This window comes from Bradyrhizobium sp. ORS 86 (genome assembly GCF_045571475.1).
Taxonomy (GTDB): Bacteria; Pseudomonadota; Alphaproteobacteria; order Rhizobiales; family Xanthobacteraceae; genus Bradyrhizobium.
The window spans coordinates 6,809,465-6,828,099 of the sequence record NZ_CP120699.1 but is presented as its reverse complement, the minus strand read 5'-3'; the positions used below and the strand labels follow the sequence as shown (position 1 = coordinate 6,828,099).

Here is an 18,635-nt window from a genome sequence, read left to right as displayed (position 1 = left end):
AATTGAATGCGCGGTCGGTTCCGTCACGCGGCCCAGGCCATCGGTAACCATTGCGACATCTGCCCGCCTTCTGCACAAAGGCGGCCCAATTTCGCTCCAATCACGCGGCTTAGCTCGGTCAGGCATCAGCGATCGCAGGTCCATGATTTCACGTCGCAACTTCCTCCGCTCCGTTGGCGGATTGACCGCCACCAGTGCCTCGACCGCGGCCTATGGCGTCAGCGAGCCGGTCGTTCGGCTCACGCTCACGCGCTACGATCTGTCGCCGCGGCGATGGCCGGCGGATTTTCCGCTCAAGATCGCCGCGCTCGCCGACATTCATGCTTGCGATCCCTGGATGTCGCTCGATCGCATCGCCGAGATCGTCGACCGCACCAACGCGTTGAATGCCGATCTCGTCGTCATGCTCGGTGACTATGTTGCAGGCCTTCGTCACGTCACGCGCTTCATTCCGGCGTCGGAATGGGCCGCGGTTCTGAGGGGCCTGAAGGCGCCGCTCGGCGTGCACGCCATCCTCGGCAATCACGATTATTGGGAAGACAAGGCCGTGCAGCGTCAGGGGCAGGGCGTCCCGATCGCCCGCCGGGCGCTGGAGCGGGTGGGCATTCCGGTCTACGAGAATGATGCGGTGCGGCTCGTCAAGGACGGCCGTCCGTTCTGGCTCGCCGGCCTCGGCGACCAGCTCGCCTATCTGCCGGCGCGACGCTTTCGCCATGTCGCGCATGTCGGTGCCGACGATCTCAGCGCCACGCTCGCCAAGGTCACCGACGATGCGCCGGTGATCCTGCTCGCCCACGAGCCCGACATCGCACTCCGCGTGCCCTCGCGCGTCGCCTTGCAACTATCCGGCCACACCCATGGCGGCCAGGTTCGATTGCTCGGCTGGTCGCCCGCGGTGCCGGTGAAGCACGGCATGAGGCTCGCCTACGGCCACCTCAAGCTGAAGACCGATGTCATCGTCTCCGGCGGCCTCGGCTGCAGCATCATGCCGTTCCGCCTCGGCGTGCCGCCCGAGATCGTGCAGGTGACGCTCGGTGCAAAGAGGCCGTTGGTCTCCTGACCACGCTTGCGCGGCCGCGCGACCGGCAGAGGCATGGAATCTCGCATCGTCTGATGTTATATTTGATGTCGAGGAATCCTTGCCATGAGAACGACGATTGCCATAGACGACGAGTTGTTTGCCAAGGCGCAGGAATTCGCCGGGGTCACGGAGAAGTCCGCGGTGATCCGCGAGGCATTGAAGGCGTTCGTCGAGCGCGAGGCCGCCCGCCGGCTCGCCCGGATGGGAGGCTCGCGACCCGACGCCAAGGCGCCTCCGCGCCGTCGCCCGAAATGACTGTTCTCGTCGACACGTCGATCTGGATCGATCATTTTCGTCGTGGTGATCCGCGGCTGGTGAGACTCCTTGATCACGGCGACGTTGTCATGCATCCATTCGTGATAGGTGAATTGGTGCTCGGACACGTGCCGAAAATCGCTGAAATGATGGATGACCTGAACGCACTTCCGAAGGCGATCGTCGCAACGACCGACGAAGTCCTGACCTTCATCTCGAATCGAAAGTTGCCCGGCTCAGGCATCGGTTACGTCGATGCGCATCTGCTGGCGGCCACCGCGCTGACACCCGAGACAGTGTTCTGGACGCGCGACAAGCGCGCGCTGGCAACAGCCGAGGCGCTGTCGCTCGCGGCCAGGATTCCGGAATAGCCGATGACCTCACCCATCCTCGACGGCGAGATCCGCGACGGCCGCCACCACATGCAGGTCCGCGTCTATTACGAGGACACCGACTTCTCCGGCATCGTCTATCACGCCAACTACCTGCGCTTCATGGAGCGCGGGCGCACCAACCATCTCCGCTTGATGGGCGCCGGGCAGCAGGCGCTGTTCGAGGAGGCCGAGGCGGAGACCGGCGGGTTCGCCTTCGTGGTGCGCTCGATGGCGCTCGACTTCCTCAAGCCCGCGCGGATGGATGACGTGCTCGACGTCGTGACCTGGCCGATCGCGGTGAAGGGCGCGTCCATCATGCTGGCGCAGGAAGTCAGGCGCGGCGATGACGTGCTTGTGAAGGCCGAGGTCCGCGTCGCCTTCGTCAGCGGCGGCCGCGCGCAGCCGATTCCTAAGTCCATTCGCGCGCTGATGAAGGCCGATTTGGCCTAGCTATCGGTCGATAGGTGCGGAGCCATCGACTCCTGGCGTCGGCGCGATAAATTTGCGCGTAATCACAACCGCGAGGGATCGCCGATGTCACGCCCGCCGCTGCCACCCTTCACCCGCGAGACCGCCGCGCAGAAGGCGCGCATGGCGGAGGATGCGTGGAATTCGCGCGATCCCGCGCGCGTCGCGCTCGCCTATACCGAGGACAGCCGCTGGCGCAACCGCTCCGAGGTGTTTCACGGCCGCGACGCGATCGTGGCCTTCCTCACCCGCAAATGGGAAAGGGAGCTCGACTATCGCCTGATCAAGGATCTCTGGGCGTTCGACGGGAACCGCGTCGCGGTGCGCTTCCAGTACGAATGGCACGATGCCGGCGGCAACTGGTTTCGCTCCTACGGCAACGAGCAGTGGGAGTTCGACGAGCACGGCCTGATGCGACGGCGCGAAGCCTCGATCAACGACATCGCGATCGCGGAAAAAGACCGCCGCTTTCACTGGCCCGCCCCGGGGCCGCGGCCGGCCGACGTGCCGGGATTGGGGCAGGAGCCGTTTTAGTTGTCGTCCCGACGTTCGCCGGGACGACGCATAGTGAGAGACCGCTCTACGCCGCCGCCTTGTGCCGCGCGATCTCGGCTTTGTAGAGCTCGAACTCCTCTGCGATCGCCTTTGCGACCGAGGGGCGCGCGCGCAGGCGCTCGTAATAGGCCTTCAGTGCCGGCCATTTCGCGAGCTCGATTGGCGGCGTCGCCATCGTCCAGTTGATGACGGTGACGAGATAGGCGTCGGCGACGCTGAAATGATCGAGCAGATAGTCGCGGCCCTTCAGGTGATCCTCGAGATAATCGAGCCGCGAGGTGTATTTCTGCAGCGCATAGGTCTTGGCCTCCGGCGGCGCCTTCTTGTCGAGCAGCGGCAGGAACAGGCCCTTGTGCAGCTCGGTGCCGATGAAGCACAGCCATTGATGCAGCCGTGAGCGCTCGACATTCGATGTCGTGCCGATGCCGGCCTGCGGAAACCGATCGGCGACATATTGCAGGATCGCCGCGTTCTCGGTCAGCACCACGCCGTCATCGGTGCGCAGCGTCGGCACCAGTCCGAGCGGATTGATCTTGTTGAAGTCGGAGCCGTCGCTACGCACCTGCTTGGTCTTGGGATCGACCTCGAGATAGTTGGCCGGCTGGCCTGCCTCGTACAGCGCGACACGGGTCGCCATCGAGCAGGCGAGCGGCGAGAAATAAAGGTCCATGGGTGCCTCCTTGGCGGTGCTGGGCGCGGATCTTCCGGCCGGGTTGATTTTTGTACTGTCTCGAATAATATCGGAGGCGTCAAGGAATTTAATGCGACATGGTACAAAAAAGTAGAAAGCCGCCATCTGCTGCCAAGATCGATGCGCCTGTGGCGCCGAAGCGGCGCGGGCGGCCGCGTGCCTACGTGCCCGACGTCGCGCTCGGCAAGGCGCTCGATCTGTTCAGGCGCGACGGCTTTGCCGCGACCTCGCTCGATGATCTCAGCGCCGCCACCGGCATGAACCGGCCGAGCCTCTATGGCGCGTTCGGCGACAAGCGGGCTCTCTACATCAAGAGCTATCAGCGCTATCGCGATGGGGCGCGCGCCGCGATGATCGACATCTTCCGCGCCGAGGCGCCGCTGCGGGAGCGGCTGGCGCGGATCTACGCCATCGCGCTCGACATCTACACCGAAGGGGACTCACCGCGCGGCTGCTTCACAGTAATGACTGCGGCTTCCGAAGCGGTGGCGGATCCCGACATCCGCGCCATGGTGCTGGAAGGCTTCACCGAGCTGGACAAGGCGTTTTCGATCTGCTTCCGCCTCGCCAAGGAACGCGGCGAGTTGCCTGAGACGGCCGATGAGGCCGCGCTCGCGCATCTCGCATCAGCCACCATCCACACCATCGCGATCCGCGCCCGCGCCCGCGTGCCGCGCAAGGAGCTCGAGGCGATCGTGCAGGGCGCCATCGACGTGATGTGCGGGGCCAAATAGCCGCCGCGAAAATTCACGCGCGGCAGATGTCGGCCGCTGGCCTTCCCGACCGTCTTCCGTAAGGTGCCCTCATTCACGGAAGCGGAACATCATGGGAAAAGTCAGGACGTCATTGTTCATGGTCTCGATCGACGGCTTTGGAGCCGCGCCGCGTCAGAGCCTCGACAATCCATTCGGCGAGGGCGGCCTGGCGCTGCCGGCTAGCTGGTTCTTCCAGACCCGGACCTTCCGCCAGATGATCGGCCAGGATGGCGGGACGACCGGTCTCGACGACGAGATCGCGCGCAAGGCGATGGACAATATCGGCGCCTGGATCCTCGGGCGGAACATGTTCGGCCCGGTCCGTGGGCCGTGGCCGGATCATTCCTGGAAAGGCTGGTGGGGCGACAATCCGCCATATCACACGCCGACGTTCGTGCTGACCCATCACGCGCGGCCCGCCATCGAAATGGAAGGCGGGACCACCTTCCATTTCGTGACCGATGGCATTGAGGCGGCGCTGGAGCGGGCGCGCGCGGTTGCGGGGGACAAGGACATCCGCGTCGGCGGCGGCGTGTCGGTCGTGCGGCAATTCCTGCAAGCGCGTCTGCTCGACGAGCTGCAACTGGCGCTGCCGCCGGTGCTGCTCGGCGCCGGCGAGAGCCTGTTCGCGGGCATCGATCTGCCTGCGCTCGGCTATGCCGTCGTCGGGCATGTCGCGAGCCCGCACGCCACGCACGTCACCATCGCGCGTAAATCCTAGATCGCTCACGCCTGCGTCAGCAGCCAAAATTGGCCGTTGACGCGCGCGCCATTTGGTCGTACTTAACCCATAGGTTATTTAACTAGTGAGCTAAGTACATGCCGCTCGATCCCCTGAGTTCGACCTTCGCTGCGCTGGCCGATCCGACCCGGCGCGCGATCCTGGCGCGGCTCGCACTCGGCGAGACCTCGGTGATGGAGTTGGCGAAGCCGTTCGACATGAGCCTGCCGGCGATCTCCAAGCACCTGAAGGTGCTGGAGCATGCCGGGCTGATCTCGCGCGGACGCGAGGCGCAATGGCGGCCGTGCCGCATCGCGCCTGCCTCCTTCAAGCAGGTCGACGGCTGGCTCGGGAATTTCCGCCGCTTCTGGGACGAGAGCTTCAACCGCCTCGACGGCCTGCTCGAGGAGATGAAGGCGGAGGAGGCCGCGAAGGCCTCGCCGCGCAAGCGTAAAGTCAGTGTCAGAGCAAAAAAGGAGAAGCAACGTGGACGCACGCGTGGATAGGAAACTGAAGATCACCACCCCGTCGGATCTGGAGATCGCGATGACCCGCGAGTTCGACGCGCCCCGGCATCTGGTGTTCGACGCAATGACAAAACCGGAATTCGTGGTCCGCTGGCTCGGCTGCGCCGAGATGGCGATGCCGGTCTGCGAGATCGATTTGCGCGTCGGCGGCGCCTATCGCTTCGTGTTCCGCTCGTCCGACGGCATCGAGCACGTGTTGACCGGGACCTATCGCGAGGTGGTGCGTCCGGAGTACGTCGTGTTCGGCGAAGTGTTTTCGATGCCCGGCTTCACCAGCGAGGAATACCAGGTGACCTCGATCTTCACCGAGATGGGTAGCAAGACCAGGCTGACGACGATCATCGAGCACCCCACCAAGGAGGCGCGCGACGGTCACCTCAATTCCGGCATCGAGAAGGGTGTCGAGCCCGCCTACGACCGGCTCGCCGACGTCGTCGCGACAATGGGTTAGCAGGCCACAGCACGCCTAGAGAAAAATTGCGGCGCCATGTCGGATGCGGGCAGCCGCATTCGTCATGGTGCCGTAGCGGCCGCGTACCGCGACCGCCGTTGTCAGGAAAGGCCTCAACCATGTCCCAGCCCGCGCAGGTCGTGATCCCGCATCTGGTGGTCAATGACGGCAATGCCGCCGTCGATTTTTACAAAAAGGCGCTCGGCGCCACCGAAGTCCTGCGCATGCCGGCGCAGGACGGCAAGCGGCTGATGCACGCCGAGATCAACGCCTATGGCGCCCGGATCATGCTGATGGACGATTTTCCCGAGCATCGCGGCACCCATGTCGACGCCGTGTTCCCGCCGGACCAGCTCAAGGGCACCTCAGTGACCATGCATCTCGAGGTGGAAAATTGCGACGCCGCGGTGAAGCGCGCGGCCGAGGCCGGGGCCACCGTGACCATGGAACCGTGGGATGCCTTCTGGGGCGCTCGCTACGGCCGCGTCATCGATCCGTTCGGCCATTCCTGGAGTTTTGCGCACGCGCTGCCGGCGAAGGGGTGATCCATCAATGTCGTCCCCGGCGCAGGCCCATAGGCGTTAAGGTAAGCGGACCATGGTTTGATAGCGTCGGGTTTTCCTCGGCGGCTCGCGAAGATGGCGCTGGAGAATGGGGAGAGATTGGCGGAGACGAGCCATTGCGGGTTGCGGAATGACGGCCTGCAAGAGTGAGACGATGAGCTGACGGAGCAATCGCCAGGCGCCAGGACTGGTCAGGCGGCTTCCGCCAAGCGGGGAGAGTCCTCGAGTTCGTCGACGAGCGGCTCGAGCAATAGAATCATCAGCAGATGAGCAAGGATATGCGATCTGGCGGATCGCTCGTTAGTTCCCGGCGGCCCCTTCAAACCAACCAGGCTCTTCAGCCGCTTGAAGCCCAGCTCGATCCGCCAGCGCAGGCGGTAGAGGGCGAGAATGTCATCCGTGGTGAAGTCATCTGGCGCAAGTGAGGTCACCAGGATGACCCAATCGGCGGCCTGCAGCGTTTTATTGGAGAGCTGATGGCCGCCCTTCTGTGCGGTCCGGCGCGCCTTGCGCCGCGCCTCGGCAGCGGCCTGTTGCGGCTTCTTGACGGCGACCAGACGCATGGCGAGCGGCGTGCCGCGCTTGGGTTTGATCCAGATCGGACAATCGAGGAGGCCTCGTTCCGCCGCCTTGCGCAGTTCGGCGATCAGATTGAATGCACAGCCCTTACCATCGAGCCAGCGTGCGCTCTTCCAACCCGCTCGAATGACGAAGTCTGCGCCGGCCTGGATCAATGTTGCCATGCGCTCCGGCTGCAAATAGGCCCGATCGGCAAGACGGATCTCGCCCGCAACCGCCGGAATCCGGTCGAGCCTCTCGCCGTCCTGTTGATCGGTCAGTTCGAAGTGGCCAAAACGCTCTTGCGGAAGATCGAACGCGCTGTGAATGCGCCACACCTCGTTCTTCTTCCTGCCATTCAACCCCTTCTTCGGCACCGTCGTGGCATCGATGATGCGGATCAGGCGACCTCGGCCGGCCCTCGGAGCTGCGGCAGCGAGTGCCTGCCCGATCAGGAGCGCCAGCCAATCCCCGCACTGGCGCAAGCGGTACAACAGAGCCACGCTCGAAACATCGACAAGACCGACCGACGTCGCCCATGCCGCCGTCAATCGAAATCCCCGTTCACCAAGGCAATACGCCAGGATCAACCGCAGCAAGTCCACGGCATTGCGTATCTCGCGCGGACGCACGAAAGCCTTCGTCTCCCGTGCGGTCCGATCGAGCGCTGCGGCCCCTCGAAGCCGGGTTACGATCCCCGCCCAGTCGCGATTCGCCAGTGCTTCATATCTCATGCCATGCTGGAATCACGAACCATCCCGCACCGCAAGCCTAACTTAACGCCTATGGGCGCAGGCCGGGACCCATACTCCGCGGCTTCTCTTGGGCGCACAGGGAGACGTTGTGCGCAACAACTCCTCCCTGTGGTTATGGGTCCCGGCCTTCGCCCATAGGCGTTAAGGTAAGCGGACCATGGTTTGATAGCGTCGGGTTTTCCTCGGCGGCTCGCGAAGATGGCGCTGGAGAATGGGGAGAGATTGGCGGAGACGAGCCATTGCGGGTTGCGGAATGACGGCCTGCAAGAGTGAGACGATGAGCTGACGGAGCAATCGCCAGGCGCCAGGACTGGTCAGGCGGCTTCCGCCAAGCGGGGAGAGTCCTCGAGTTCGTCGACGAGCGGCTCGAGCAATAGAATCATCAGCAGATGAGCAAGGATATGCGATCTGGCGGATCGCTCGTTAGTTCCCGGCGGCCCCTTCAAACCAACCAGGCTCTTCAGCCGCTTGAAGCCCAGCTCGATCCGCCAGCGCAGGCGGTAGAGGGCGAGAATGTCATCCGTGGTGAAGTCATCTGGCGCAAGTGAGGTCACCAGGATGACCCAATCGGCGGCCTGCAGCGTTTTATTGGAGAGCTGATGGCCGCCCTTCTGTGCGGTCCGGCGCGCCTTGCGCCGCGCCTCGGCAGCGGCCTGTTGCGGCTTCTTGACGGCGACCAGACGCATGGCGAGCGGCGTGCCGCGCTTGGGTTTGATCCAGATCGGACAATCGAGGAGGCCTCGTTCCGCCGCCTTGCGCAGTTCGGCGATCAGATTGAATGCACAGCCCTTACCATCGAGCCAGCGTGCGCTCTTCCAACCCGCTCGAATGACGAAGTCTGCGCCGGCCTGGATCAATGTTGCCATGCGCTCCGGCTGCAAATAGGCCCGATCGGCAAGACGGATCTCGCCCGCAACCGCCGGAATCCGGTCGAGCCTCTCGCCGTCCTGTTGATCGGTCAGTTCGAAGTGGCCAAAACGCTCTTGCGGAAGATCGAACGCGCTGTGAATGCGCCACACCTCGTTCTTCTTCCTGCCATTCAACCCCTTCTTCGGCACCGTCGTGGCATCGATGATGCGGATCAGGCGACCTCGGCCGGCCCTCGGAGCTGCGGCAGCGAGTGCCTGCCCGATCAGGAGCGCCAGCCAATCCCCGCACTGGCGCAAGCGGTACAACAGAGCCACGCTCGAAACATCGACAAGACCGACCGACGTCGCCCATGCCGCCGTCAATCGAAATCCCCGTTCACCAAGGCAATACGCCAGGATCAACCGCAGCAAGTCCACGGCATTGCGTATCTCGCGCGGACGCACGAAAGCCTTCGTCTCCCGTGCGGTCCGATCGAGCGCTGCGGCCCCTCCAAGCCGGGTTACGATCCCCGCCCAGTCGCGATTCGCCAGTGCTTCATATCTCATGCCATGCTGGAATCACGAACCATCCCGCACCGCAAGCCTAACTTAACGCCTATGGGCCTTCGCCGGGACGACGCCGTGTTGATAGCTTCGTAGCCCGGATGCAGCGAAGCGCAATGCGGAACAGTTTTCGCCGCGAACAAAGCGGCCCCGGATTTCGCTGCGCTCCATCCGGGCTACGGGTGGCCCTAATATCCCCGCCCGCGATCGACCACGTTTTCCAGCGTCTGGCCGGCCTCGAAGCGTGCGATCTGCTGGGCGACATATTTCGAGATCTCGTCGGCGTCGGTGTCGGCGGCATTGTGCGGCGTCAGCACCACCTTCGGATGGCTCCAGAACGGGCTCGCCTCGGGCAGCGGCTCGGTTTCGTAGACGTCGAGCGAGGCCGCGCCCAGCGTGCCGTCGTCGAGCGCGCGCAGGATGTCGGCCTCGTTCTGCAGGCCGCCGCGGCCGGCATTGATGATCACGGGCGCGCCGAGCGGGCTGTCCCGGTTCAGCTTCGCGAACACCTCGCGGTTGAGCACGTGCCGTGTCTCGGGCGTCAGGGGCAGCAGGCAGACCAGGATGTTGGTCTGGCGCAGGAATGCATCGAGCCCACTGGCGCCGTGGAAACAGGGGATGCCGTCGATCCGCTTCTCGCTTCGGCTCCAGCCGACCACGCGGAAGCCCAGGGCGCGGAGCGCGCGCGCCGAGGCGGCGCCCAGCGTGCCCAGCCCCATGACGCCGACGGTGAGCGCACCCGCCACCCACTGGTACTTCGGCGCCCAGCGCTTCAGCCGCTGTGACTCGCGCAGGTACGGCTCCTGCCGGTGGTGCATCAGCACGTGCAGCACGACATATTCGGTCATGCGGTCGGTGAGATCGCCGACCGCGACCCGCACCAGCGGCACGTCGGGCAGCGAACGGTCGGCCATCAGCGCATCGACGCCGGCGCCGAGATTGAAGATAACGCGCAGATTGCTGAAGGCGGCCAGCTCACCGGGCTTTGGCTTCCACACCGCGGCATAGTGCACCTCGGCCGGATCGAGCGCCGGATCCGGCAGCAGCACGACCCGGCGGTCGGGGCAGACTGCCTCGAACCGCGCCTCCCAGCGCGCCGGCGACCAGTTTTCCGTGCCGCCGTTGACTAGCAGCGCGAGTGCGCCCTTGCTCATCTAGATACCTCCAACCTCTCTGTCACGGAACGGGTCGGGCCCGCCCCCGGTCTCCTGCCATCAATAGGGGAGAACATCCATGCCCTAGCAATTCCTGAGGTCGCCCTGTATCGGTCAATGTCGGGCCGTAGCCATCGGAACCCGCAAGCAAAATTTCTTTCGCGTCCCTGTCGGGCACGGGCATAATCGTTCGTTCTTGGAATGAACGGAGATGCCATTTCGATGCTGTACGCCATCCTCTGCTACCACGACGAGGACATGGTCGGTTCCTGGAGCAAGGAGCACGACGCCGCCGTCATGCAAAAACTGTCCGTGGTGCAGGACAAGCTCGCCAGGCAGGGCCGGCTCGGCCCGGTGGCGCGCCTGCTGCCGACCACGGCCGCGACCACGCTGCGTAAGGACGATCCACCGTTGGTGCTGGATGGCCCGTTCGCCGAAACCAAGGAGCAGTTGCTCGGCTTCTACGTCGTCGACTGCAAGAACCTCGACGAGGCGCTCGACGTCGCCCGCGATCTCGGCGCGGCCAATCCCGGCGGCACCTATGAGATCCGCCCGGTCGGCGTGTTCAAGCCGGGGAGTGTCAAGTCGTGACCGATACCGCCTGGATCGATGCCGCGCTGACGTCTGCGCGTCCCCAGGCGGTCGGCGCGCTGCTGCGCTATTTTCGCAATCTCGACACCGCCGAGGAAGCCTATCAAAACGCCTGCCTGCGGGCGCTGAAGAGCTGGCCGCAGAACGGCCCGCCGCGCGATCCCGCGGCGTGGCTGATCATGGTGGGCCGCAACGTCGCGATCGACGAAGTCAGGCGCAACCGGAAGCAGGAGCCGTTGCCCGAGGATGACCAGGCGATCTCCGACCTCGACGATGCCGAGGACGAGATCGCCGAGCGGCTCGACGGCTCGCATTATCGCGACGATATCCTGCGCCTGCTGTTCATCTGTTGCCACAAGGACCTGCCGGCGACGCAGCAGATCGCGCTCGCTTTGCGCATCGTCTCCGGGCTGACCGTGAAGCAGATCGCGCGTGCCTTCCTGGTCAGCGAGGCCGCGATGGAGCAGCGCATCACGCGCGCCAAGGCGCGCGTCGCCGATGCCAAGGTGCCGTTCGAGACCCCTGGTGCGGTCGAGCGCAGCGAGCGGCTCGCCTCCGTGGCCGCGATGATCTACCTGATCTTCAACGAGGGCTACTCCGCCGGCGGCGACACTGCAAACATCCGCGCGCCGCTGTGCGAGGAGGCGATTCGGCTCGCCCGCCTGCTGCTCCGCCTGTTCCAGAGCGAGCCTGAGATCATGGGGCTGACGGCGCTGTTGTTGTTGCAGCATGCCCGCGCGGCGGCGCGCTTCGATGCCGACGGCGAGGTGATCCTGCTCGACGACCAGGACCGCAGCCTGTGGAATCAGGAGCTGATCGCCGAGGGGCTGGCGCTGATCGACAAGGCGATGCGGCACCGCCGGAGCGGGCCATATCAGGTGCAGGCGGCGATCGCGGCACTTCACGCCCGCGCAAGCACGCCCGAGGAGACCGACTGGGCGCAGATCGATCTGCTTTACGGCGCGCTCGAGGTCATGCAGCCCTCTCCGGTGGTGACGCTCAACCGCGCGGTGGCGGTCTCCAAGGTGAGGGGAGCCGAAGCGGCCCTCGAGATGATCGAGCCGTTGGCACCGCGGCTCTCCAACTACTTCCACTATTTCGGCGTGCGCGGCGCCTTCCTGATGCAGCTCGGCCGCAACGATGAAGCGCGCGTCGCCTTCGACCGCGCCATCGCGCTCGCCAATACCACCGCGGAAGCCGCCCATATCCGCATGCATATCGACCGCCTGATGCGCGACAGCCAGCCGCGCAACGCCAAGGCGAAGTAGCGTCGCGCGACGGTGCGTTGTTCGCGTGCAAGGTGAGATGCTTCCCGCGTGGCACCCGTCTCCCTAACCCTCCCCCGCAAGGCAGGGCAATCGCATATGGCGTCTGCGGAGGTTGTCCGCGGGCTCCCTTCGCTTCTCCCGCTTGCGGGGGAGGCCGACGCGCGCGCAGCGCGCGGCGGGTGGGGGCTCCCTCCACGAGACGACTCGCGGAGAGAACCCCCACCCCAGCCCTCCCCCGCAAGCGGGAGAGGGAGCCGACTGCCGATGCCTCCCTCACGCGAAGCAGATGGCGTGTGCGCACCAGTCCTCGTAACCGATCATGTCAGGTGAGCACGCGGGTCGGGCTCCCTCCCCCCCTTGCGGGGCACGGCGGGGAGAGGGGTAAGCCCCGGGGCGAGCTGATCGACATGTGCATCACTCCCGCAACGCCAGTCACATGCCGTTCAACCGTGTGAGCGGCAGAGCGGGCGCTGCCCCGTCGCGGCTCCCGAAAAATCTCCACCCCACTGTCGGCCACGCATTCCTCCGTTCGTCATAGAGGCAGAGCATCACCAATCCCTGCGGAGCCAGCCATGCCGACGAATGAGGAGATCGAAATCTCAAAGCCTGCGCGCATCACCGGCCGCATCATGAGCGGTCTTGTCATCGTCTTCCTGCTGTTCGACGGCGCGATCAAGCTGGTGCCGTGGCCGGTCGTCACCGACACGATGGACAAGATGGGCTTTGGCGCGAGTGAGACGCTGGCGCGCAGCCTCGGCCTCATCACAATCGTCTGCACGCTGCTCTATTCCGTGCCGCCGACCTCGATCCTCGGCGCGATCCTGCTCACCGGCTATCTCGGCGGCGCGATCGCGTCCCATGTGCGGATCGGCAGCCCGCTGTTCACGCACACGCTGTTCGGACTTTATCTCGGTCTGATGGTGTGGGGCGGGCTGTATCTGCGCGATGGCAATCTGCGCGCGCTGCTTCCGTTTCGTCGCTAAGCTGTTCTTCAATCCATCCTTGCGGAGACCGTCATGCTCGAAGTCATTATCATCGTTGCCGTCATCCTGGCGATCGCGATTGCGGTCGTCCTCGTCCTGGCAGCGACCAAGCCGGATACGTTCCGGGTCACGCGTGCGGCCAGCATCGAGGCGCCGGCGGAGCGCATCTTTCCGCTGATCAACGACTTCCACCGGTGGACGACGTGGTCGCCCTACGAGACCCGGGACCCCGCGATGAAGCGAACCTATGACGGCGCGGCGAGCGGCAAGGGCGCGGTCTATGCCTGGAACGGCAACAAGAATGTCGGCTCCGGCCGGATGGAGATCCTCGATGCGCAGGCGCCGTCCAAGCTTGTGATCAAGCTCGACTTCTTCACGCCGTTCGAGGGCCACAACACCGCCGAGTTCACAATGCTGCCGCAGGGTGATGCGACCAACGTCACATGGACCATGTATGGTCCGGCGGCCTTCATGTCGAAGCTGATGCAGGTGTTCATGAACCTGGATCACATGATCGGCAAGGATTTCGAGGTCGGTCTCGCCAATCTGAAGACGCTCGCCGAAAAATAACCACGCCAAGGAGCACGCGATGCAGGTCAATCCCTATCTTTCCTTCGACGGCAATTGCGATGCCGCGTTGAAGCATTACCAGAAGGTGCTGGGTGCGCGGATCGAGGAATCCTTCCCCTACGGAGAGGGCAATGCGGAGATGCAGACGCCGCCCGGCTGGAAGGACAAGATCATGCACGCCCGGATCAGCGTCGATGGCGAGATCATCATGGCGTCCGACGCACCTCCCGGGCATTTCCAGAAGCCGCAGGGGTTTCACGTCGCATTACAGGTCGAGGATCCCGCTGACGCCGAACGCCGGTTCAAGGCGCTTGCCGAGGGCGGCACCGTCACCATGCCGTTCGGCAAGACCTTCTTCTCCAACGGCTTCGGCATGTGCGTCGATCAGTTCGGCATTCCCTGGATGGTGAATTGCCCGGCGCAGATGTAGGCCAGCGAGCGGTGAGGCACTCTCTCTCACCGTCACCCTGAGGAGGCCGCGACGCGGCCGTCTCCAAGGGCGAAGGCCACGCCGGTGGCCGTGCATCCTTCGAGGCTCGCTCCCGCGACCGTCTCAGGATGACGGATCAACAGCGTAGGCTTTACCTGCACCGCGGATAGATCGTCGCCAGCTCGCGTCCGCGCAACAGGAGCAGTCGCGAGCTCAGTCCGCCGCGGCGGATGATCCAGCCGCGCACCGGCGCGGGGTAGGCCTCCAGCACCGCCTCGGAGGCTTCCGGCTCCGCATAGGTCCGGCCGCGCCCGTCGATCGAGCGCGCGGCGTGGAAGCCGAGCACTGCGCGTCGCGTCACGCAGATGCGGTCGTGCGGCACCATCGAGAGCACCAGCGTGCAGGCCGACAGACACGGGCCATCGATCACCACGCGCTCGCCGGATTCGCGAACCTTGTCGAACAATTCGATGAAGGGCCCGACCTGTCCGCCGGGGCTCTCGAGGATCCGCACCTCGGCTTGCGCTGAGGCTATGGTTGCACAGAGGCTGGCCGCAGCGAGAAGCATCTTCATCGGCGCAATCCTCCCCGCCGGTGCGATCAGGGTCGCACCGCATCCGTTGCGGGAAGACATGCGCGCGGATCGGGGCATCATCAAGACCGATGCCCCGTCCCGGTCAAAAATCGATCAGGCCACCGACCGGTTCTTGATCGCGCCGACGATCGCGGTGAGGATGGCGCCGGCCACGCCACCACCGGCGACCTGGCCAACGATGCTGCCGATGTCCGGCGTCGCGCCGGAGTTGGCGAGCAGCGGGATCAGCATGCCGAGAAGCTGCCCCCCGGCGCCGCCGCCGATGGCGCCTGCAATGGTGTTTCCGAGCGTGCCGAGATCGATGTTCTTGGCCGCTCCCGCCGCGACATTGCCGCCGATCGCTCCACTGATGACCTGGATGATCAGATTGATGAGAACTCCCGACATGACGTGATTCTCCCCGGTCCCTGGTTTCAGCACGGTGTGGCGCCGCGCCGGCGCCCACCTTCGAAAGGTTAGGCTGTTCGGGCGCAAAGGTCATGCTGCACACGCGAAGATTGCGCGCGAATATGGCCGCTATGCACCGGGAAAATGGCTGGCGGAGATCCTCAATTGGCGCCGGAGATGCCGGCTTCGGCAAACGTCGCCATGCCGCCATGACAGGCGAGCGCGGCGCGCAGGAGCAGAACCGCAACGGCGGCGCCGGAAGCCTCGCCGAGCCGCATGTCGAGATCGAGCAGGGGGACAAGCTGGAGCTCGCGCAGCAATTCGCGGTGACCAAGCTCGGCCGAGACATGTCCCGCACGGCAATGCGCAAGCATATCCGGCGCAAGCCGCGCTAGCGGCAACGTCGCCGAAGTCGCCACGAAGCCGTCGAGCAGCACCGGAATGCATCTGGCCCGCGCCGCCAGCACGGCGCCCGCGATTGCCGCGAGCTCGCGGCCGCCGAGCGACATCGCAACCGCCAGCGGATCGTCGAGCAGGCTGCGATGGAATTTCAGCGCCGCGTCGATCGCGACGCGCTTGCGCAATAAGCCTGCATCATCGACGCCGGTGCCGCGGCCGGCCCAGCGCGCGCCGCGCCCGCCCATCAACGCCGCGCAGAGTGTCGCGGCCACCGTCGTGTTGGCGATGCCCATCTCGCCCAGCACGAGCAGGTCGCATGCCTCGGGCACCGTGCGCCAGCCGGTGTCGAGCGCCATGAGGAAATCAGCCGTGTCCATCGCCGGCGCAATCGTGAAATCGCGCGTCGGCCGCCCGAGCTCGATCGGCTCGACGCGCAGCTCGGCGCCGGCAAGCCTGGCGATCTGGTTGATCGCAGCACCGCCGCCCGCGAAATTCGCAACCATCTGCGCGGTGACCTCGGACGGGTAGGCGGAGACGCCGCGTTCGGCGATGCCATGATTGCCGGCGAACACGGCAATGGTAACGCGGTCGAGCCGGGGCAGCTCCCGCCTCTGCCAGCGCGCCAGCCAGATCGCGAGGTCCTCCAGACGCCCGAGGCTGCCCGGCGGCTTGGTCAGGTTCTGCTGGCGCCGTGCGGCCGCCTCCGCGCATTCATCGTCGCCTCCCGGGAGATCGCGACAAAAGCTGCGGATGTCGTCTAGAGTATTGAACTGCATGCGATTCCCTCGTTGAGCGGGGCCGCAAGCTAGTTCAATTTGCAGGCCGCTACCATGAATCAATGGCTCGAGGATCTCAGGATAGCCACCGGCTTTCTGACCCGCCTGCCGATGCCACATCCAGACGGCGCGCGGCCGGAGAATTTCGTGCGGGCGCAACGGGCCTTCTCGCTGGTCGGCGCCTTCATCGGGGCGGCCATCGGGCTCGTCTGCCTGCTCCTGCGCGCGATCGGCGTGCCGGATCTGGCGGCCGCCGCGCTGGCGCTCGGCGGCGGCGCGCTCTTGACCGGCGCACTGCACGAGGATGGGCTCGCCGATGTCGCGGACGGTTTTGGCGGCGGCCGCGACACCGCCGCGAAGCTCGAGATCATGCGCGACAGCCGGCTCGGCACTTATGGCGCGCTGGCGCTGCTGGTGAGTTTTGCTGCCAAGCTCACAGCGGTGGCGGCGATCCCGGATGGTGCCGTCGTGCAGAGCCTGATCGTGGCGCACGCGCTCAGTCGCGGCGTGCTGCCATGGCTGTCGATCAGCATGCCTTACGCGCGCAAGGATGGGCTCGCGGCCAATGCCGGCCGGCCTGATGCTGTGATGGCGGTGATCGCGGCCGGTATTGCGCTCGCGATCGCGCTGCTGTCGTTGCGCGTCTCCGATGCGCTGCTGGCGGCGATCGCGGCAGGCGCCGGTGCATGTGTCATCGCGCTGCTGGCAAAGCGACAGATCGGCGGCCAGACTGGCGACGTGCTCGGCGCAGCGGAACAGGTTGCGGAGACCGCGATCCTGGTGCTGCTCGCGGCGCGGCTTGGGTGAGCGCATGCAGGGCGAAACGCAGCTCTGGCTGATCCGCCACGCGCCGGTCGACGGGCCGCGCGGCGTGATCCATGCACCCGATGCGCCGGCCGATCTCGGCGACGCCGCGGCATTCGCGGCGCTGCGGGCGCGGCTGCCGGCCGGCGCCTTCGCTGTTTGCAGCCCGGCGCGGCGCACCCGCGAGACCGCAGCGCGGCTCGGCCTTGACGCGATCGAGGACGAGGCCTTCCGCGAGCAGGATTTTGGCGACTGGACCGGACGGCGGCACAGCGAGCTCGAGGCCGAGCTAGGTGCGGCCTATCGCGGGTTCTGGAATGCGCCGGGTAGCAACCGGCCGCCGGGCGGCGAAAGCTTTGCCGACCAGATCACGCGCGCCCGGGCAGGGCTCGCGCGCCTTCGCTCGGGCGACGCCGTGCTCGTCGTGCATTCCGGGACCATCCGCGCGATCCTTGCGATCGCGCTCGACCTCGCGCCCGAGACCGCGCTGCGCTTCGTGATCGATCCGCTGTCATTGACGCGGATCGATCGGCTGGAACATGCGTGGCGTGTGGTCGCCGTGAATGGGCGTTAGATCGGATACGAAGTGCTATCCGTTTCGCCGCTGGCCACGCAGCGTCGGCAGGCCGATGCCGGCGGCGTCGAAGCCGCCGTCGACGGCGAGGATTTGCCCGGTGATGTAGCTGGCGCGATCCGAGCACAGGAAGAAGATCGCGTCCGCGAGCTCCTCCTCCAAGCCGTAGCGGTTGAGCGGAATCGCGTCGTGATAGTCGGCGCGGATCTCCGGCGTGTGCACGGCCTTGGCCATCGCGGTCTCGACCGGGCCTGGAGCTACGCCGTTGACGCGGATGCCGAGCGAGGCGAGCTCGACCGCGAGCTGCTTGGTGAGATGCGCAAGCCCCGCCTTGCTGGTGCCGTAGGCCGAGCGCAGCGTCGAGGCGCGCACCGCTGAGATCGAGGTGATGTTGACGATCGCGCCGCCGCCATGCTCGCGCATCAGCGGCGCGGCGGCCTTGGTGCACAGGAACGGGCCGGTGAGGTTGACCGCCATGATCCGGCTCCAGTCGGCGTCCGAGGTCTCCAGCACCGGCGCAAACACGGCAACGCCCGCATTGTTCACCAGCGCATCGAGCCGGCCGAAGCGGCGGTTGATCGCAGCGAGCGCCGCCGCCACGCCGTCGGCGTCGGAAACGTCACAGGTCAGCGCCATCGTATCCGCGGGCTTGTTCAGCGCCGCCACTGCGCCGTCCAGCAACGCGCCCTCGATGTCGAGCAGCGCGATGCGCCAGCCCTCGGCGAGAAAGCGCTTGGCCGCGGCGAGCCCAATGCCGCGCGCGGCGCCGGTGACGAGTGCGACTTTGGAAGGAGACGAGGTCATGATGCGGTCCACATTGTTCGGGCGAGCGGCGTCTGCGCGCAACTAGGGCAGCGTCTGCGACCTTTAGCGCGCGGTGTCAACCGTACGACACTGTCTCCAATCAGCGGCCGATTTGCTCTCTCGCCCGGTATCCC

Annotated in this window: 25 protein-coding genes; 17 read left to right on the top strand and 8 right to left on the bottom strand. The window is 65.6% G+C overall.

All coding sequences use genetic code 11. The annotated features are described in order from the left end of the window. The first annotated feature begins 142 nt into the window (after window positions 1-142). From P6U25_RS31495 to P6U25_RS31475, 5 genes are all read left to right on the top strand, one after another. Window positions 143-1,060, top strand: coding sequence for a metallophosphoesterase (locus P6U25_RS31495; RefSeq protein ID WP_407148637.1), 918 nt, complete (start codon window positions 143-145; stop codon window positions 1,058-1,060). An 84-nt stretch (window positions 1,061-1,144) separates the two neighbouring features. Further along, on the top strand, window positions 1,145-1,336 hold the full coding sequence (locus P6U25_RS31490; protein WP_407148636.1) for a type II toxin-antitoxin system VapB family antitoxin: 192 nt from the start codon (window positions 1,145-1,147) through the stop codon (window positions 1,334-1,336). Then, window positions 1,333-1,707 carry a type II toxin-antitoxin system VapC family toxin gene (locus P6U25_RS31485; RefSeq protein WP_407148635.1) on the top strand — a complete coding sequence of 125 codons (375 nt, stop codon included), beginning with the start codon at window positions 1,333-1,335 and terminating at the stop codon, window positions 1,705-1,707. The genes P6U25_RS31490 and P6U25_RS31485 overlap by 4 nt, the downstream gene beginning before the upstream one ends. 3 nt (window positions 1,708-1,710) lie before the next feature. Beyond that, window positions 1,711-2,160, top strand: coding sequence for a tol-pal system-associated acyl-CoA thioesterase (gene ybgC / locus P6U25_RS31480; RefSeq protein ID WP_407148634.1), 450 nt, complete (start codon window positions 1,711-1,713; stop codon window positions 2,158-2,160). Window positions 2,161-2,244: 84 nt separating this feature from the next. Then, window positions 2,245-2,712 carry a DUF1348 family protein gene (locus P6U25_RS31475; RefSeq protein ID WP_407148633.1) on the top strand — a complete coding sequence of 156 codons (468 nt, stop codon included), beginning with the start codon at window positions 2,245-2,247 and terminating at the stop codon, window positions 2,710-2,712. A 46-nt stretch (window positions 2,713-2,758) separates the two neighbouring features. Here P6U25_RS31475 and P6U25_RS31470 read toward each other — a convergent pair whose 3' ends face one another. After that, window positions 2,759-3,403, bottom strand: coding sequence for a glutathione binding-like protein (locus P6U25_RS31470; RefSeq protein WP_407148632.1), 645 nt, complete (start codon window positions 3,401-3,403; stop codon window positions 2,759-2,761). A gap of 98 nt (window positions 3,404-3,501) precedes the next feature. Here P6U25_RS31470 and P6U25_RS31465 point away from each other — a divergent pair, with 98 nt between their 5' ends. The 5 genes from P6U25_RS31465 to P6U25_RS31445 all read left to right on the top strand — a co-directional run bounded on the left by P6U25_RS31465 (window position 3,502) and on the right by P6U25_RS31445 (window position 6,423). Next, window positions 3,502-4,158, top strand: a complete 657-nt coding sequence (locus P6U25_RS31465) for a TetR/AcrR family transcriptional regulator (RefSeq protein WP_407148631.1) — start codon at window positions 3,502-3,504, stop codon at window positions 4,156-4,158. Window positions 4,159-4,249: 91 nt separating this feature from the next. Further along, complete coding sequence (locus tag P6U25_RS31460) at window positions 4,250-4,900, top strand: dihydrofolate reductase family protein (protein WP_407148630.1); 651 nt, start codon at window positions 4,250-4,252, stop codon at window positions 4,898-4,900. 98 nt (window positions 4,901-4,998) lie between these two features. After that, window positions 4,999-5,406 (top strand): ArsR/SmtB family transcription factor, encoded by a 408-nt coding sequence (locus tag P6U25_RS31455; RefSeq protein WP_407148629.1) that lies wholly within the window; start codon window positions 4,999-5,001, stop codon window positions 5,404-5,406. Further along, complete coding sequence (locus P6U25_RS31450; RefSeq protein WP_407148628.1) at window positions 5,399-5,878, top strand: SRPBCC family protein; 480 nt, start codon at window positions 5,399-5,401, stop codon at window positions 5,876-5,878. Before P6U25_RS31455 ends, P6U25_RS31450 begins: the two co-directional genes overlap by 8 nt. Window positions 5,879-5,997: 119 nt before the next feature. After that, on the top strand, window positions 5,998-6,423 hold the full coding sequence (locus P6U25_RS31445; RefSeq protein WP_139480588.1) for a VOC family protein: 426 nt from the start codon (window positions 5,998-6,000) through the stop codon (window positions 6,421-6,423). A 209-nt stretch (window positions 6,424-6,632) separates the two neighbouring features. On the opposite strand, the gene P6U25_RS31440 is transcribed toward P6U25_RS31445, so the two are convergent. From P6U25_RS31440 to P6U25_RS31430, 3 genes are all read right to left on the bottom strand, one after another. Beyond that, window positions 6,633-7,733: an IS4 family transposase gene (locus tag P6U25_RS31440; protein WP_407148627.1), complete on the bottom strand. Its 1,101-nt coding sequence runs from the start codon at window positions 7,731-7,733 to the stop codon at window positions 6,633-6,635. Between the two features lie 335 nt (window positions 7,734-8,068). After that, window positions 8,069-9,169 carry an IS4 family transposase gene (locus P6U25_RS31435; RefSeq protein ID WP_407148626.1) on the bottom strand — a complete coding sequence of 367 codons (1,101 nt, stop codon included), beginning with the start codon at window positions 9,167-9,169 and terminating at the stop codon, window positions 8,069-8,071. A 185-nt stretch (window positions 9,170-9,354) separates the two neighbouring features. Further along, window positions 9,355-10,320 (bottom strand): 2-hydroxyacid dehydrogenase, encoded by a 966-nt coding sequence (locus P6U25_RS31430; RefSeq protein WP_407148625.1) that lies wholly within the window; start codon window positions 10,318-10,320, stop codon window positions 9,355-9,357. Between the two features lie 222 nt (window positions 10,321-10,542). On the opposite strand from P6U25_RS31430, the gene P6U25_RS31425 reads away from it, so the two are divergent. The 5 genes from P6U25_RS31425 to P6U25_RS31405 all read left to right on the top strand — a co-directional run bounded on the left by P6U25_RS31425 (window position 10,543) and on the right by P6U25_RS31405 (window position 14,162). Beyond that, window positions 10,543-10,911: a YciI family protein gene (locus P6U25_RS31425; protein ID WP_407148624.1), complete on the top strand. Its 369-nt coding sequence runs from the start codon at window positions 10,543-10,545 to the stop codon at window positions 10,909-10,911. Continuing rightward, the gene (locus P6U25_RS31420) at window positions 10,908-12,179 is read left to right on the top strand and encodes an RNA polymerase sigma factor (RefSeq protein ID WP_407148623.1); all 1,272 of its coding nucleotides are present in this window, start codon (window positions 10,908-10,910) and stop codon (window positions 12,177-12,179) included. The genes P6U25_RS31425 and P6U25_RS31420 overlap by 4 nt, the downstream gene beginning before the upstream one ends. A 572-nt stretch (window positions 12,180-12,751) precedes the next feature. Continuing rightward, window positions 12,752-13,162, top strand: coding sequence for a DoxX family protein (locus P6U25_RS31415; protein WP_407148622.1), 411 nt, complete (start codon window positions 12,752-12,754; stop codon window positions 13,160-13,162). Between the two features lie 33 nt (window positions 13,163-13,195). After that, window positions 13,196-13,732 (top strand): SRPBCC family protein, encoded by a 537-nt coding sequence (locus P6U25_RS31410; protein ID WP_407148621.1) that lies wholly within the window; start codon window positions 13,196-13,198, stop codon window positions 13,730-13,732. A gap of 19 nt (window positions 13,733-13,751) precedes the next feature. Beyond that, window positions 13,752-14,162, top strand: a complete 411-nt coding sequence (locus tag P6U25_RS31405; protein ID WP_407148620.1) for a VOC family protein — start codon at window positions 13,752-13,754, stop codon at window positions 14,160-14,162. A 151-nt stretch (window positions 14,163-14,313) separates the two neighbouring features. On the opposite strand, the gene P6U25_RS31400 is transcribed toward P6U25_RS31405, so the two are convergent. From P6U25_RS31400 to cobT, 3 genes are all read right to left on the bottom strand, one after another. Next, window positions 14,314-14,736 (bottom strand): hypothetical protein, encoded by a 423-nt coding sequence (locus P6U25_RS31400; RefSeq protein ID WP_407148619.1) that lies wholly within the window; start codon window positions 14,734-14,736, stop codon window positions 14,314-14,316. Window positions 14,737-14,850: 114 nt separating this feature from the next. Continuing rightward, complete coding sequence (locus P6U25_RS31395) at window positions 14,851-15,144, bottom strand: hypothetical protein (protein WP_407148618.1); 294 nt, start codon at window positions 15,142-15,144, stop codon at window positions 14,851-14,853. Between the two features lie 161 nt (window positions 15,145-15,305). Then, a complete protein-coding gene (cobT, locus tag P6U25_RS31390) occupies window positions 15,306-16,319 on the bottom strand; it encodes a nicotinate-nucleotide--dimethylbenzimidazole phosphoribosyltransferase (protein ID WP_407148617.1) in 1,014 nt (337 codons plus the stop codon). 54 nt (window positions 16,320-16,373) lie between these two features. On the opposite strand from cobT, the gene cobS reads away from it, so the two are divergent. Together cobS and P6U25_RS31380 are read left to right on the top strand one after the other, a co-directional pair. Beyond that, complete coding sequence (gene cobS / locus P6U25_RS31385) at window positions 16,374-17,126, top strand: adenosylcobinamide-GDP ribazoletransferase (RefSeq protein WP_407148616.1); 753 nt, start codon at window positions 16,374-16,376, stop codon at window positions 17,124-17,126. A gap of 4 nt (window positions 17,127-17,130) precedes the next feature. Beyond that, complete coding sequence (locus P6U25_RS31380; protein ID WP_407148615.1) at window positions 17,131-17,697, top strand: histidine phosphatase family protein; 567 nt, start codon at window positions 17,131-17,133, stop codon at window positions 17,695-17,697. 15 nt (window positions 17,698-17,712) lie between these two features. Here P6U25_RS31380 and P6U25_RS31375 read toward each other — a convergent pair whose 3' ends face one another. Continuing rightward, complete coding sequence (locus tag P6U25_RS31375; RefSeq protein ID WP_407148614.1) at window positions 17,713-18,501, bottom strand: SDR family NAD(P)-dependent oxidoreductase; 789 nt, start codon at window positions 18,499-18,501, stop codon at window positions 17,713-17,715. Window positions 18,502-18,635 lie beyond the last annotated feature (134 nt).